Raw genomic sequence first — 15,144 nt, 5'->3', positions numbered from 1 at the left:
CGACATACTCCTCATCTGATGATGTCTATAAAAGAGGATTTTGAACCGGATCCTGAGATATCGGACGCCGGGATCGCCTGGCATCGGCTTCGCGGCGCACGGTTTCGTGTTGAAGGTCGGAAAGCTGGATGATCCACGGCGCTCCGGTGCATAACTGGCGAGCGGGAAGGACACCGCTGCTGACCATCCGGTAGGCGGTAGCTCGACTCACCTTTAGAATGTCGGCGGCCTCGTCGAGGGTTCTCTCACCGCGTTCGGCCCGTTCACCTTCTCGATAGACGGAGATGCCGTGGATGTTGCGAAGACTGCAGACGTGGCTTCGCGTCCAGCTGGCGCCATGCCCTGTCCGCTTGCCGGATCGATTCAAGATCGCTGCGATCGACAAATCGGGCAACTGCCTCGCCAAGTTGCGAACGAGATCGACAACATCAGCCTTAACTGCCCAGCGGGTCTGGCCGATCTTGTTTTTCTTCACCGTCATCCGGGTGTGATCGCCACCCTGCCAATGAATGACGAGCGCCAATGTGTCGTCAACGGTATCGACAATGATTTCTTTGATCAGCAGCCGAATGATCTTTTGGCGTGTCTCGATAGACGCGTCGGGACCTGTGCCATGCCTTACTATAGATCGCTACCGAGCATCATCAATCTTGTACGGTCGTCGGCCGATAAAGCAGGCGTGTTACGGTCGGTCGAGAGCATCTCGAACTGGACCTCGAGATCACGCAATAGGATCAGCTTCTCATTCCAGCGCCGCTCCAGTTCGCCGGCGACCAACCGATTGCCCGGATCGACAGCATCATACTGGCGGCGCGCCCTGGCAGCCTCGTATTGTGCTTGCTTGATTAAGTTCTCGAGTTGCTGTTGATTGTCGCTATGACGCTGCGTGTGCGCCTCCATTGCCCGCAAGGCCGCCTCGATTCCCAGAGGTTGCAATCGCTCGAGCACCTCCTGCGCCACGGCCCGATCGACCCGCATGCCGCCGAACCCGATACAGTTGCCGACCGCCATGGCGCCGAACGTGCCGCGACAAACATATCGCTGCGCCGCCTTTCCCGGAGTATTGAATGTGCAATCGGCGACCGCAGCGACCGCAACGGAATAGTTAGGCAACAAAGCTTGGCGCGCAGTTCAACGAGTTTGGTTGCCGAAAGGCGCGGCGCAGCTACGATCTCGATCGAACTTGCCGCAGGATCAAACATCCATGCCGGAATTTGAAATGAACCACCGTGTGCCAGAATGAGCAGATAGTGAACGCCTTCGTGCTCATGGCTGCCGGTTACCAAGACGGTTTGGTCAACCAGTGGATGGAAGGGATAGGTGACCCTTGCTTCAAACGTCGGAAATCCGGCATTATGAACCCGGCTCGGAAGGCGGCGGCAGGACTTGGGCGACGATCGCGACGCTGCTTCAAACTGCATTTTGCCGCGCGCGGCAAAAGCACGTTTATACTGACCAGCAAACTATGCCGATTAACCGACTTTGCCAACGTTTCCGGCACCATAGCAGCCGCCTAGTCGGCATAGCTTAGGGTCTCTCCGTCGCGAAGGAGAGGACACATGAACGCAACTCAGGATCGCATCGCCCTATGCAGGAAGCTAGTCTACAGTCCACATCGGGACGACGATGCACGTGGCACTCGCTAAGCCTGTTTCGGGATCTGATCGACTGGCATGTCGGCAATGGAATACTCCGCAGGATTTAAGCGAGGTTCACGTCGACCGCTTCCCTGAGCATCGTTTCAAACACTGGAGACCCGACTCGGGCGATTGATCGGCGCTCCGCCGCTCGCCTTTGGCGTTACGGGAGAATGGCTTAATACCGACCGCGCTTCCTATTCAGCGCAGTGAGCACGAGAAGATCGACGATGCTGGCCGGTCCCAAAAACGGGATGGCAGCTTCTAGAAGTCGATTGAACGGACCGGTCGGGACCGGCGTCCGCACGCGGTGCCCCACGGTCTGTGGGCCTCTGAATTCTGTTCTGCAGGTAAAGTCAGCCGACGCCGTCGCGTATCGCGACTTTGGAGCTCGTTGGGTTCGCTCGCCAGCCCCTTCCTCATGCGATGCGGCTCCGCCCCTTGCAAGAAACGCTCCGGCGTCCCAATACTTTTGGCTTTGCTCGACGGCGCTGTATCCCGCAGCTTCGATAGCCTTGCTCCGAAACGCTTCCTGCGGGGTCGTCAACTCCTGCAGTCAGGCGCCTTCCGCCGCTGCGTTATGATCCGTCGGAGCCAGACTTTCAGCGGCTGTTTCCGCCGCTGACTTTATGGCTGCGGACCCTCACGGTTGAACTCTCCAACCCGGATTAGTGCCGGTCGAGTTCGGCTTCGACCTTCTTGCGACTGTTGCCTACGTTCTTCACGGTCTTCTTCACCGCTTCCTTGGAAATGCCTTCCTTCCGGGCTTCGTACTTCACCTCGTGATCCTGACCACCTGCGACGCGAGCACGATCCTGGCTGCGGGCTTTGGATGTGGTTGCCATGGTGAGATCCTCCTAATGTCGGTCCTTACGAACGGGCGCCGATTCAATAAGTTCCGGCCTCCGTTATGGTGAGGCGCGCTTCGGCGATGTCGCGGACGCGCTGCACATGGCCTCGGGCGAGATGGTTCACTTCGACGATGAGATCGCGCAAGGCATATCTGCGACCGCAGTTAATCAGTAGCGGACAATTCTTCCCAGGCAGTTGGTACGGCTCGTCGTGTGCCTATGAGCAAACCCATGGATTGATTGTCATAGAAAGCAGGACTAGAACAACAGCGCTAATGCAGGAGCGCTCGGCATCCGAACGCAGAACAAGATCGCGGCGGAAGCCACGCAAGAGCGTCGTCTGCGAAGAGAAACCAAGCGGCTCGGCAGGTTGCGGCTAACCTCTGACCGAGTCGGCACCACGAAGGAGCCAACCCATCGGGGACAGATCCCCCTCAGCCGCTACATCAACGTGATTTGGAGTTTGGAATGGATCAATTTGCTACCGCCGACAACACCTCCGCAGCCGCTCGTCGCCGCGAAGCCAGGATTGCGAAGGGCTACAGCCTTGAGGACCTGGCCATCGCCACCGGACTTACGGTCGAGGAAATCGCAGCGGCCGAGGAACCCCTTCAGATCGTGCCTCAGCACCACCTCGAGCGCATTGAGCATGTGATCTCATAGCTTCCGTCGCCACCGGCACGCGGTCCCGGTTTAGGGGCCGCAGTCAACCACGGAGGGCGCGGAACGAAAGATCGATGCTCTATGGGACGTCCTAGGCGCATTGATGCTCCGCTTCACGCCGACAGAATGCGCAAACTACTTCAGGGCTGCTGGATATGAGCCGGATTGAACAGGATTTGCTCTAGTCGATATTGCGTCCAATTGAAGTGTCATCCGCCATTTTAAGATAACTGCAGAATCACTTAAAGAGAACATGGCACCAATGATCGCACAAACAACCGGTCCGCTTCTGCCAACCGACGCAGTTCCGATTGTCGCGATGTTCTTCTACGATATGGCGCAACTATCTGCTCGGTGGCTTAGGTAAGCCACCGCCGTTCGCGGCTTGTGGCTACTCATCCTGCCGGGCTGCGCTGTCCGTCGCGTCACGCGCCGCACCCAATCGATCGCGATGCTGATGCCAATGCGGAAGCGCTTGGACGCCGCCCGGCACCACACCCCTCCTGTATCACCGCTTCTACAACTTCTCGCGGTTATTCGAAACAGGTCTCGCCATCCAGCTCAGCCTCCTGACCGGCCAGAAGGATGAATCTGATTTGCGTCATAGGGAATCCTTCTCACGGGTCTACCTAAAATCATCCCGCTCTAAGCTTACGCGCACAACTCGCGGTTCAGCATGAACTCGCAACATCTGTTTTACGGTGCGAGGGTCATACCTCGATGCGATCGTCAAGCAGCCCGATCTGTCAAAGCCGCGACTATCTCTTCCAATGCAAATCTTAGGCTATCACTCAGCTTTCGATCTTTTTGCCAAACGACGACGTAGTGATATGTTGCCCCTGGCTGAAATTCGCGGAATGCAACGTCGAATTCAGCATATTCGCTCGCAATGATCTCGTTCGTAATCGAAACGCCGGCCCCTGCCATGACATAGCCAATGTCATGGCCATTGGCGTCATATTCCACGGCGATGTCAGGAGCGGTTCCCATATATCGAAGGGCATTGACGCTCATTTGGTGAGAGGCAATTTGCGGGTCGATATCGATGATCGCCTCACTAGCAAGATCTTCGGCAGTGACAAGCTGCTGTGCCGCAAATCGATGGTTGGCCGGAAAAAGACATACGTTGGTGGCCGAGCCGACGGGCACCCAATCAAGAATGCGCTCATCAAGAGGCAATCGGGAGATGCCAAGATCCGAGCGGCCGTTTAACACATGATCTGCAATCTGCTCATAAGTTCCTGATTTCACCTGAACGGCGTAAGAGCGGCTTCTCTCCCGAATCCTTTTGACCACTTTCGGCAAGGTCGCGAAGGAGAAAGCGCTTGGCGCCGCGATGCCGATCATTCGCGTATCGTTGTTCCGCAGGAAGTCGATTGACGGTCCGATCCGATCAAGTCCGGCAAACGCCGCGTCGATTGTGCGTAGAAATTCCCATGCCTTGACGGTTGGCACCAGTCTGTTGTTTTCCCGGCGGAAGAGCGCGAAGCCGACAGTCTCCTCTAGCTGCTTGATGTTTTGGCTGACCGCCGGCTGGGTTATTCGCAACATCTGCGCTGCGAGCCTTTCCGAGCCGGCGCGCATAACCTCCCGCAATATTTGAAGGTGGCGGATCTTCACTCCGGAGTCGGTGACGTCCATGGCCGGGAATCTCAATCGTGGTCGAGCGACGCGCCTCATAAGCTGCGCTTATCAAAACTTCCTGAATCTTATAAATTGACGGCGGCAAGTCAAAGTATATTTTTGACATACGCCAAACTTAGAGCGCCGGTTAAGCTAATAAATCCAATCTACCCTCGGTTAAATCTCGGCAAGCCCTTTGTATATGTCGGGAGAATACCTTTCCTATTTCGGTGCGCTCGCAAGAATATTGGAGACTTGCATTGTACGCATTTGTAGATCAATTTTTATCTGGATTGAAGAACACACTTTTAGTGTTTGCCTTGAGCTGCGCTTTCGGGACCCTATTAGGTTTGCTTATTGCCGTTCTCCGCAACTCGACCCGTAAGTCGGTTTCATCGTGCATGCGGGCCTACACGGGCATCATCCGGGGTGTTCCGGAACTTCTGATCATCCTCCTGACGTATTTCGGCGGAACCGCCCTTTTGAGCGCGATTGCCGGTGGCTACATCGAGATTAATGCATTTGCGGCCGGTGTCGCGGCACTGACCGTCGTGTTCAGCGGGTACGCCGCGGAAATATTCCGTGGTGCGATCAACGCGGTTGCACCAGGCCAACGAGAGGCTGCAGCGGCGCTCGGGCTTTCGAACGCGCAGATTTGGTTTCTGATCATCATTCCCCAGATGATCCCGATCGCTCTGCCGGCATTCTGTAACCTTTGCATCTCCTTGATAAAGGATACATCGCTGATTTCCGTCGTCGGGCTGACGGATGTCATGCGCGTCGCCTATATAGGCGCAGGCTCACTGCGCGCTCCACTCCCCTTCTATCTCGCAGCGTCTGCAATCTACCTCGCCCTCACAAGCCTGTCCCTTCTTTCGTTCCGGTTATTGGAGCGCCGCTATTCGCTCCCGGCGATGAAAGGTTGAGGCAATGAGCATGACCATCGCGCTTGAAGCGTTTCTCACCCTTCCCCGCGGCCTTCTTCTCACTCTGGTTCTGACATTCGCATCGCTTGCCGCAGGCTTCGCCGTCTCGGTCCCGCTCGCCTTCCTACGGGCATCATCAAATCCGTGGGCTTCCGCGCCCGTGCTGGCATATACCTATGCGTTCCGCGGCACGCCACTTCTGGTTCAGCTTTTCCTGATTTACTACGGGATTGGCCAGCTTCCCCTCGTCCGCCAAAGCTTTCTATGGGCCGTGATGCGAGAGCCGTTCTGGTGCGCCTTCATTGCTTTCACCCTGAACAGCGCCGCCCATACGACAGAAGTTCTGCGCGGCGGGATCCAGGCGGTCCCGCGTGGGCAGATTGAAGCGGCCAAAGCCTTGGGCCTTTCCCGTTTCCACACTGCCCGTCTTATCGTGTTCCCTTTGACCCTCAGGATCGCTCTTCCCGCCTATGCAAATGAGGTGGTTGGAATGCTGAAGGCAAGCTCCCTTGCAAGCACCATCACGCTGCTTGAGGTGACCGGGCTCGCCCGACAGCTGGTGTCGGAGACATTCGCCCCATACGAGGTCTTCATTGCCGCGGGGGCTTTCTATCTGCTGCTTACCCTCTTGATCACGCAAGGTTTCCAGATGCTGGAGACGCGTTGGACGCCGACGGCAAACCGTCCACCGCCGGCGCAACCTGTACCTCGAAGAGCGAACGGAAAGCCGCCTCTCGCCTCGGCTGAAACTTGACGCCAGCCCACATCCCGGACGCCAACAATCAAACTCAGCAATGAAAGGAACATCGTCGTGAAACGAACACTTCTGCTTGCCCTGTCTCTTGTCGTCTGCGCCAACAACGCGGGAGCAATGGACAGGAAGACACTGACAATCGCCTCTGAAGGTGCTTCGCCGCCCTGGAATGCCATCACCCCCCAAGGGGAGCTCGCCGGCTTTGACATCGACGTCGGCCGCGATCTTTGCCGGAGGATGAAGTTCGAGTGCACTTTCGTGCCTCAGGACTGGGACGGAATCATACCGGCGCTCACCGTTGGAAAGTTCGATGCCATCATGTCGGGGATGGCGATAACTGAGAAGCGGAAGAAATCTATCGCTTTTTCCAAGCCCTACGCCGGAGGTTTCAACCAAGTTGTCATACGCAAAGATCTCAATCTTCCGCCCACGGATACGTTGGCCGAGCTCGACCTCACAACTATCGACCCTGAAAAGCAGGCAAAGATCGAGGAGCTTCGAGCCGCTCTCAACGGCAGAACTTTGGGCGTATTGCGATCATCGAATTCGGAAGCGGTGCTCAATGAACTGTTCGGAAAGGTCGCGACGATCAGGAGCTACGATTCCCAGGACAACATGCATCTCGATCTCGTGGCTGAGCGCATCGATGGCGGTCTTGCCGACTATTTCACCTGGAAAGCCTTCCTCGACAGCACGGATGGCGGGATTGCGACGCTCTACGGCCCGCGGCTCTCCGGTGGCCTGTGGGGCCCGGGTGTCGGCGTCGGGCTCCGGCAAGATGACGGCGAACTGGTTGCGGCATTCGATAGCGCCATCGAGGCCGCCACGAGCGACGGAACCCTGAAGCGGCTGAGCGAGCAATGGTTCAAGATCGATGTTTCGCCGCAGACATCGAACTAGACACTGGCTTTCCGACACGCATTTCCCCCGAAGCCATAGTGCGTGAGCAGTCGGCAGTCCCAAAGATCGAAGGTAGACCATATGTCCGCACCCTTTTCCATTGCTGTCACCGGCCAGTCGCTCATCCGTCATGATCTTCGAACGATCGGCGATCCACGGCTCGCTGAGATCGCCGAGATCCTCAAAGCAAGCGATGTTGCCTTCACCAATCTCGAGACGACTATCTATGGTCGTCATGGTGGATGGCCGCTCAAAGGCAGCTATTTCGGCGCTGCAGCGCCGGATGTCTTGGCGGCGTTGAAGGAGCTCGGTTTCAATAGCCTGGCTCTGGCGAACAACCATGCTTTCGATCTTGGACCGCCGGGGATCCTCTCGACGCTGGAGGAGGTTGCGGCACACAATTTCCTGCATGCCGGCATCGGCCACAACAAGCATCATGCTTCCACGGCACAGAAAATGACGTTCGGATCCCGAAATGTCGCGCTGATTGCCATGGATGCCGGGCCAGGCCCGTCTTTCATGTACGCCGAGGACGCAACTGAGGGCAGGATAGCAAGGCCCGGCATCAATAGTCTGAAAGTCTCCAGGGTATTCGACCTGGAAGCGGGAACATTCAACTTGCTTCGCTCCATTCAGGAGCGTCTTCTAAGTTCGCCCTTGGAGCGCGCGAATTATGCCCAGCCAGAGGATCCGCCTGATCTTCATGGCCAAGACGAAATTGATTTCTATGGAACCGTGTTTCGCAGATCAGATGAGACCGCTCGCCGCATCGTCATGGACCGGCACAGCGCCAGGGCTCACCTTTCGGCGATCGCGGAAGAAGCGGGCCGCGACACGCTCGTCATCGTGTATTTGCATCATCACCATTGGGAGCCGAACTGGCAGCAAGTCCCCGTCTGGGTCCGCGAATTTGCGCACGATTGCGTTAACGCGGGCGCAGGCCTCTTTGTCAGCCATGGCGCTCCGGTCCTTCAAGGGGTTGAGATATATCGGAATACGCCAATTTTCTACGGCCTTGGCAACTTCCTCTTCCATACGGAAAAGGACGAACAGGAATGGAGCCCGCCGGAAGTGTGGAGGAGCGTCATCGCGACCTGCAATTTTGGATCTAGCGGACAGCTGGAAAATGTACGCTTGCGTCCGATTGTGATCGGTGGAACCGAGGCATTATCGAATCCTGCACGCGATCGCCTCCCCTTCCCTGTGCTCGCCGATGGCAGAATGGCGGCAGACATCCTTGACGATCTTGCCGACCGCAGTGCCGGTTTTGGCACTGTGCTTGACCGAGAGAAGAACGTTGGCCAGATCGCTTTTTAGAACCTGCAGTATGCGGCGATAACTCTACGAACCGCTGACCAATTTTTGCGGCCGCGCTCTTGTTGGTCTTTTTATGGGGAAACGTCCTTGTGTTCTTCCATCTCTTCATCGACAATCGAGCTGACGAGGGCAACGACCCGGCTGCGCACACGCGGAGAAAGGAGCAAAACGTCGTCTATCAGACGCCGTCCCTCCGCCGTGGATATGTAGGCAATCTTCCCATCGATCTCTGTTATGAATTGCTGGCCCTGAGTGGTTTCGGGATCTGGAAGGCCTTCGAAAAACCTCGAAACCGGGATCTTGAGGCAATTGGCAAGCTCGTAGAGCATCGAAGCGCTGACGCGGTTCTTACCGCTTTCATATTTTTGTACCTGCTGCAAACTCACCCCGATGCCGGCGCCGAGATCCCCTAGGGAGACATTCGACTGCATTCGGCGGATACGGATTTGCTGTCCGACATGCCGATCGACTGGATGTACCGACTCGCGTGCAACATCCGACTGTTTGGCTTGCGCAGGTCTCGAAGTCCGAACCTGGGCTGCTACATAGCGCTTCATGGTGGTCACCCCGATGGAGAGTTTCACGCGGTGCGCCCCCGCTGAAAACTCGCTCAACCCACTGATCGGGGAGTTAGAACACCGTGCTAGACGGCCCTGTGGCCTTTAGTTCCGAGGAACCTGGACATACGCCACAGGCTCCTCGACCGAAGGTCAAGGAGTGTGGTGCCGAATCGGCCGACACCAACCGCTAACAGGGGGTTCTAATCCCCAAGGCAGCGCGTACTGCCTCGCTGCGAAACCTAGTTGAAATCCGCCCGCCGCGCAACCGAATTCTTTACAAGATTCAATAGCTTCGCTTTACGCGCGGACACTTGTCTCAAAAGCGAGAGGTCACGCTTCGGGCGGTAAAGTGGACAGAAAACCAAAGGAGGTGCGATCAGCGGAACGCCCATTGCGAGGAGTGTCTGCCCACCCTCCGGGAGGAGTATGCCACCGCAAGCTCCGCCCATAGGGGGTCCTGGGTGAAGCTGGAAAAGGGCCCGCAAGCGTCGATAATGCTCATCTTGCCGAACTGCTCGAGAAGCGTTGCAATACCCCCGCGGCTAACTGCATTCAGCAGCGAAAACGGCTCGCACGGCGAGGAGATGATGCGATGGCCCCAAACCCCCGGCCGTTCGTCCTTTGACAGTGCGTTGAGAAGCTGTGTGTCACGATGGTTGTTCCTCAACGCCTCGCAGAATGCCCAGCGCATCAACGGATAATAGATCGTATGCCGACTTCCACCCAGGACACGCACGCCAGGCAGGATCGACGTTACGATGAACATCAGCAGAAGGTTCGGAACGATCCGGCCAGTTCTCAGGGCCTCCACAAGACTTGGCGGCGAGAATTCAACACAGACATCATCTGTCTCCTTCGACCGGAGGACCCTGCCATCCAGCCAAAGTGGAAAAAGCCGCCCTTCAATGCAGCCCCAGAAAAAATGCGTCGAGTTTTTCAGCCAGCCTCGCCAAGCCGTGTCAGCGAGTTGATCGATGCAATGGATGAGGCGCATCGCGAATGCTCGGTCCTCGATCAACGAGGCTCGCAGCCAGGACCGGCCATCGGAAAGGTGGTCCGCGACCAGATCGGCAACGTCGCTATCGTCAAGCTGAAGAAAGTCCACCTGGCTGTCAGAATACCGCTTCCAGAGGCAAAGATTTGCCGCTTTGATCGCCTCTGCCGCCGACTGGAATTCGCCAAGAGGCAAAAGGTCTCGCAAGCAGGAAATTGCCTCCGAGTCATGACCGGGCCTGTCGACGTTTTGAAGATGGAATCTGTAGCAGCCGTTTCTGCCAAGAATGCTGTAGGGGATCATTTTGCTGCGCGACAGGCCGAAGACATTGACTGCATCGCCATCGACGTGGAGCCAGGCCGGACCCTTGCGACCGCGTTCCACGAACTTCACTGTCGAGCAAGCGTAGGAGATATAGGATGTCCTGCCATGCGCGCGAAGTCCCATCAGGGAGAACAGATGGGTGTAAAAGGCGTCAGGCTCGATCAACAGGTGGAGGTGGGGGCCACACTGCAGCACCGGAGCGACTTCGATTTCGGTTTGAAAGCGCGTCACGGCCCCTGCTGAATAACCCTGACGTTGCGCGACGGCCGCCACGCGTGACCGCAATAGAGACATTGCCTGGCTTCGCGCGACGCAGCCCGATTGATCCGATCCAACCGAGAAAGCCGCCTTTGCGTAGTCGTTCAGCGATGCCTGCTCAAACTGACGCAACCAAGGGAATAATTCAAAAATGAGGGTCAACACCTCACCTTTTGAAACCAGGTCGCTATTGGGCGACGTCTCCATCCTCAGACGAACCGGCTTTCCGCCGGCGCTCCCCGATCCATGTCAAAGTAAAAGAAGAGCGCGACGGTCATCATCAGCGCCCCGAAGAGGCCGAAAATCCCCGAAGGTGGAATTGCGTCTCCGATCGTCCCGATGATGCCATACGCAAGAAGCCCTATCGAAACACAGATCGTGTGGATCTGGCTTCGCGCCCGCCCCAACATGTCAATTGAAACGGTCGATTGAACCCGTACATCGATCAGGATCCGCGTGACATTGTAGCAGAAGCCAAGCAACACCAGTTGAACGAGCCCGGAGAAAAAGCTCTGGAAAACAGGAAAGCCCAACAGAACAATGCCAGCGAGCGCCGACTGGAATAGGATGCTTTGTCGTCGCGAACGCGCCCTTCTGAGAAGAAGGGTTGAACAGCCCGCAATCGAACCGAGGGCCCAACCTGCCTCGAGATAACCGAACTCTAGCGCTGACCCCTTGAGTTCGCGGGTGACATATGCGGCGCCCAATACACTCACGAGCATGCCCATCGCATAGGTCAACGCATACATGACGGCGATGGTCTTCAATGGGTGAACGACGAAGGTCGTCGGCAACAGATCCATCCGACGAATGCTCTTTGCCTGCAAATTCGATCGAGAACGAGAAGGCGGCTGGCGGCCGAGCAGTGCCAGCAGCCCCAACAGTGATAGGGCGAAAAAGGCGCCAGGCAAGACCGACGTCAGATTCATCCCGATGGCGTTTAAGCTGTAACCGGTGACGATAGCGGCGATGAGATTGCCCGCCTGCATCGCAATATAAGACGCCGAATTGAATGAAGTGAGGTTCTTAGGACGCACGATGTCTGGAATGATGGCCTGCAGCGCAGTCGAATAGGTTCTGTCGATGAACGCGAAGATGGTCCACGATAGGCAAAGAACACCACGTGGGTCACCGAACGAGAGACCAATACCCGTTGAAAATATGAGGATCAACCTGGATAAATCGCAAGCGATACAGACGAAGCGACGATCAAATCGATCAACTAGAACCCCACCAACATTGCTGGTGAGCAACTCAGCGGCACTGCCGAGCGCCAAAAGGATGGCGAGAGCGCTCGTGCTCTTGCTGACATCTGTCGCAACCCATGCCGCCAGCACAAAGTAGACATTGCGGCCGGTGGCCGACGCAAGAACACAGAAGAGATAGATGCCGCGAGAGGCATAATACCCTATGCCGCTGCTTTCTGTCGCGCCCACTTCATCCACACTCCCTACTGGCAGGTTCATGGGGACATGCTATTCTTCTGAACAGCTGGCGGCTTTCATGAATTTGATATTATCTCTCGTCCAGAACCAGCTATTCTTTCCAGAGCGCCCGGTACTCGGCAGGGGAAAATCCCGTCTCTCGGCGAAATCTGGTCGAGAGGTGGCTCCCGCTGGAGTAGCCACAGGCGATGGCGATCTCGGTCACACTGATCGCAGTCGTGCGGAGAAGGTCGGTCACGCGTTCAAGGCGGCGCTGGTTATAGAAGCCATAGGGCGTCGAGCCTTGCGACTGCTTGAAAGCGCGGGAAAAATGCTCGTAGGTCAATCCCGCCTCTTCAGCCAGAGCGCGCACGCTCGGAGGTCGATCGATGTGAGCTTCAATTCGCCCTATCACCCGCTTGAGAACCGTAGGAGACAATCCTCCTCGAGACAATCTGCCAGATGTGCCGGAGCGGCGCTGCAGAAGTCCGAAGATAGCCGCTAGGTGCCCTTCAACGATCAGACTCCCTACGGAATCGTCGTGTGAAAGTTCTCCGGCAATCTGCCGCGCCAAGCATTGGATTGGCAGATCTCTAAATCCAAGCTCCGGACGTAAGGTGCCTACGCGCGGGAGCTTGGTCGTGAGGTTGGAAAAAAAATCCTGCGTCACGGTTATCATAAGATAACAACCCTCAGCATCGCCTTCATCCCAACCGCTCCAATGGCAACCGGGCGGAATGTAAACAAGCGAGCCGTCTGGACGCGGACTGAACTCGACTCTTCGTCCGTCCACAAAATTTTCGCCGGATGCCGCCGTACCCCTTATGTTGAGGAAGATCAGGTGGTCATCCGCGACAACGTCGATAACCTGTCGCCCGAGACTGCGCCGGCGAACGACATCTGCGCGGGCATGGCTCCAAAGGCCTTGCTGGTGAAGAATGATCTCCCCTTGTGACTTTTTCATCCTCTCGGGGTGAATTGATGGAATGATCCCCACTCGAAAGCTGCTCCCCTGAAAAACCGGTGTGGTAGCGACCCTACCTCACCCCAAGTTGTCAACAAGTCAGGCTTTAACCTCAGGTCGAACTTCATGTCAATTTCATGAAAACCAATCAAAATCGTGGATGCGAAAACATGACGTTCGCGATCATCTTCTGCCGACATCATCGCTGACGGCACAATCTTTTCGGGATGCGCGATTTCCTCCTGAAACCCGGAAAACGCGATGGTGCGAGAGAAAGGCAGGCTTTCGCATGCGTGAATTTGCCGACTTCATCGAGGAGTGCGACCGCGCCCCTCGCCTTAACGAGCTTACTGAGTTTTTTTCGACCACCGCATCCGGTGAGGCTGGAATGCCTATCCGTCCGCCTGAGCTCGATCGCCGCTTGTTCCCATTGGACATGACGTTCAGGCGCTTTTCAGCCCTTCATCCGCTGCGCCAAGGTCCATTCGATAAGCACTACCTGAGCAGCATACCCTATCGCCTCGAAGAGGAGTGCCGCATAGGCAGCGCGATCCTCAAATACGCGCGCGCCAGAAAGGGTCAACTGCAGCTCTACACGCTAGGTACAGCCGAGGGGACGATGGCTCGTGTGATCGGCGAACTTGGCAATGGCAGGATAGAAACACTGTCCTGCAGTCCCAACGTCGAGAACCTCAGAAGCTTCTATGCCTATGGCGTTCCTCCTCACGCCATGTTTTTTCACGGACCATTTCATCATCTGACATCGCAAAGGATCCAAGAAGACGTGGAGCTCCGAAAATTTGGCAGCGGTTTCGATATCATCCTCGAGGACACGACTTTCCAGATGTATTCGCCAAATCGTTTCGATCAGATCCGGTTCGTCTCGCAGCATCTCAAGACCGACGGGCTCTTCATGTTCGTCGAGAAGTTCAGGCATGAAGACGACGAGGAATATCGGCGGCGGGAACGCCAGAAGGACCATAGTTTCAAAGCTCGCTTTTTCAGCGCGTCAGATATTCGCGCCAAGGAAGAGACGGTGCTGACGCGAATGGATCGAAACGAAGTTACCCTTACGAAGATGAGCGAAACACTACGCCGGTTCTTCGAACACTCATTCGTCACCTGGAACAGCGGCAATTTCTACACGCTTGTCTCCAGCAACAGTCGGGAGAATCTCGACCTGTTCCTATCGAAGCTGTCCGCACCCGCGATTCCAGCAGAATATGTCTATGCGGACCTTCCTTGCCGCCTTTACCCGGAATCCGAAGCCAGGCGGCTATCGGGGCGATCCTGGACCCTTTAGCAATCTCACTCATCTTCGCCGTCGCGTGAGCGACTGCGTCACGTCTTCACGAGCTCAACTGGAACAACGTTTGCGTCAGCAGAAAGCGATCCATCACGTTGAGCAGCCTCCAACGCTTTGCCATCTCGAAAAGCTTTTTTCTCCAAATAGGCAGGAACAGCATGAAAAAATCGATTGGCGAAGTCCGTCACTTCGTTGACCTAGGCCCGCCGGGCAACGCGCACCTGATCTTGCCACGAGCGCCATCAATCGCGGGTGAGGAAGATGTTTCAAAGTGCGTACACGTCGCCGAAGCGTGTGTCGCTCTCTCGCGCACGCAGCACGTTGCCGACAAGATCTGCACGCAAATCGAGGACTTCTACCAATCCCACGTCTCCGTGGGCCCTGACAGGTTTCTAGCTTTCGAAGGTGGAGGCGCGATCATAAGGCCGACCAGTGAAAGCTTGTTCTTCAGGGTCTCAGCGCGAGACCTCGTCACATTCTGTGGCATCCGCGCGCTGTTGGAAGCAGGCTTGTTTCTGGCCACGTCCGTGTCCGAGGGGGCTATAGAGTGGCTTCACGCAGACGGCACGCGATCTGGTGAAACCTGCAATCGCCTCTACAACGACCGCTGCGGAACGGACGAACAGTAGCTTCGACCGCTCCG

General features: G+C 56.5%; 16 protein-coding genes and 2 pseudogenes. 8 read left to right on the top strand and 10 right to left on the bottom strand.

Features of this window, described 5'->3' with window-relative positions; all coding sequences use genetic code 11:
• Nucleotides 1-25: 25 nt before the first annotated feature.
• From AMK02_RS24325 to AMK02_RS24315, 4 genes are all read right to left on the bottom strand, one after another.
• Entirely contained in the window at nt 26-523 is a 498-nt protein-coding gene (locus AMK02_RS24325; protein WP_010005427.1) for a helix-turn-helix domain-containing protein, read from the bottom strand.
• Nucleotides 524-621: 98 nt separating this feature from the next.
• Nucleotides 622-960 (bottom strand): ATP-binding protein, encoded by a 339-nt coding sequence (locus AMK02_RS24320; RefSeq protein WP_418314444.1) that lies wholly within the window; start codon nt 958-960, stop codon nt 622-624.
• A complete protein-coding gene (locus AMK02_RS32710; protein WP_418314443.1) occupies nt 846-1,421 on the bottom strand; it encodes a DUF5372 family protein in 576 nt (191 codons plus the stop codon). The genes AMK02_RS24320 and AMK02_RS32710 overlap by 115 nt, the downstream gene beginning before the upstream one ends.
• A gap of 884 nt (nt 1,422-2,305) precedes the next feature.
• Nucleotides 2,306-2,482: a DUF3606 domain-containing protein gene (locus AMK02_RS24315; protein ID WP_004668584.1), complete on the bottom strand. Its 177-nt coding sequence runs from the start codon at nt 2,480-2,482 to the stop codon at nt 2,306-2,308.
• A 474-nt stretch (nt 2,483-2,956) separates the two neighbouring features.
• On the opposite strand from AMK02_RS24315, the gene AMK02_RS30570 reads away from it, so the two are divergent.
• Nucleotides 2,957-3,151 carry a hypothetical protein gene (locus AMK02_RS30570; RefSeq protein ID WP_010068053.1) on the top strand — a complete coding sequence of 65 codons (195 nt, stop codon included), beginning with the start codon at nt 2,957-2,959 and terminating at the stop codon, nt 3,149-3,151.
• Nucleotides 3,152-3,209: 58 nt separating this feature from the next.
• Nucleotides 3,210-3,320 (top strand): annotated as a pseudogene (locus tag AMK02_RS31425) (IS630 family transposase); the annotation flags it as partial.
• Between the two features lie 209 nt (nt 3,321-3,529).
• On the opposite strand, the pseudogene AMK02_RS32290 reads toward AMK02_RS31425, so the two are convergent.
• Nucleotides 3,530-3,707, bottom strand: a pseudogene (locus AMK02_RS32290) (IS630 family transposase); the annotation flags it as partial.
• 173 nt (nt 3,708-3,880) lie between these two features.
• On the bottom strand, nt 3,881-4,792 hold the full coding sequence (locus AMK02_RS24305) for a LysR family transcriptional regulator (protein WP_029532418.1): 912 nt from the start codon (nt 4,790-4,792) through the stop codon (nt 3,881-3,883).
• Between the two features lie 242 nt (nt 4,793-5,034).
• Here AMK02_RS24305 and AMK02_RS24300 point away from each other — a divergent pair, with 242 nt between their 5' ends.
• The 4 genes from AMK02_RS24300 (at nt 5,035) to AMK02_RS24285 (ending at nt 8,671) form a co-directional block, all read left to right on the top strand.
• Nucleotides 5,035-5,700 carry an ABC transporter permease subunit gene (locus tag AMK02_RS24300; RefSeq protein WP_016737469.1) on the top strand — a complete coding sequence of 222 codons (666 nt, stop codon included), beginning with the start codon at nt 5,035-5,037 and terminating at the stop codon, nt 5,698-5,700.
• Between the two features lie 4 nt (nt 5,701-5,704).
• Nucleotides 5,705-6,454: an ABC transporter permease gene (locus AMK02_RS24295; protein ID WP_016737468.1), complete on the top strand. Its 750-nt coding sequence runs from the start codon at nt 5,705-5,707 to the stop codon at nt 6,452-6,454.
• 57 nt (nt 6,455-6,511) lie between these two features.
• On the top strand, nt 6,512-7,354 hold the full coding sequence (locus AMK02_RS24290) for a transporter substrate-binding domain-containing protein (protein ID WP_011053397.1): 843 nt from the start codon (nt 6,512-6,514) through the stop codon (nt 7,352-7,354).
• Between the two features lie 81 nt (nt 7,355-7,435).
• Nucleotides 7,436-8,671: a CapA family protein gene (locus tag AMK02_RS24285; protein WP_004668595.1), complete on the top strand. Its 1,236-nt coding sequence runs from the start codon at nt 7,436-7,438 to the stop codon at nt 8,669-8,671.
• Nucleotides 8,672-8,742: 71 nt separating this feature from the next.
• Here the strand turns inward: AMK02_RS24285 and AMK02_RS24280 are convergent, their stop codons facing one another.
• The 4 genes from AMK02_RS24280 to AMK02_RS24265 all read right to left on the bottom strand — a co-directional run bounded on the left by AMK02_RS24280 (nt 8,743) and on the right by AMK02_RS24265 (nt 13,195).
• A complete protein-coding gene (locus AMK02_RS24280) occupies nt 8,743-9,228 on the bottom strand; it encodes a helix-turn-helix domain-containing protein (protein WP_018247165.1) in 486 nt (161 codons plus the stop codon).
• A 379-nt stretch (nt 9,229-9,607) separates the two neighbouring features.
• Entirely contained in the window at nt 9,608-11,014 is a 1,407-nt protein-coding gene (locus AMK02_RS24275; protein WP_016737467.1) for a hypothetical protein, read from the bottom strand.
• 2 nt (nt 11,015-11,016) lie between these two features.
• On the bottom strand, nt 11,017-12,273 hold the full coding sequence (locus AMK02_RS24270) for an MFS transporter (protein ID WP_064807218.1): 1,257 nt from the start codon (nt 12,271-12,273) through the stop codon (nt 11,017-11,019).
• A 70-nt stretch (nt 12,274-12,343) separates the two neighbouring features.
• A complete protein-coding gene (locus AMK02_RS24265) occupies nt 12,344-13,195 on the bottom strand; it encodes a helix-turn-helix domain-containing protein (protein WP_157214064.1) in 852 nt (283 codons plus the stop codon).
• 289 nt (nt 13,196-13,484) lie between these two features.
• Here AMK02_RS24265 and AMK02_RS24260 point away from each other — a divergent pair, with 289 nt between their 5' ends.
• Nucleotides 13,485-14,498, top strand: coding sequence for a class I SAM-dependent methyltransferase (locus AMK02_RS24260; RefSeq protein ID WP_016737465.1), 1,014 nt, complete (start codon nt 13,485-13,487; stop codon nt 14,496-14,498).
• A 161-nt stretch (nt 14,499-14,659) separates the two neighbouring features.
• The gene (rctB, locus tag AMK02_RS24255) at nt 14,660-15,130 is read left to right on the top strand and encodes an SMa0974 family conjugal transfer regulator (protein ID WP_016737463.1); all 471 of its coding nucleotides are present in this window, start codon (nt 14,660-14,662) and stop codon (nt 15,128-15,130) included.
• The last annotated feature ends 14 nt before the right edge of the window (nt 15,131-15,144 follow it).

Origin of the sequence: Rhizobium sp. N731, assembly GCF_001664145.1 — a bacterium.
Lineage (GTDB): Bacteria > Pseudomonadota > Alphaproteobacteria > Rhizobiales > Rhizobiaceae > Rhizobium > Rhizobium esperanzae.
Note: the sequence above shows the minus strand (reverse complement) of the source record. Positions and strands in the feature narration are given on the sequence as shown.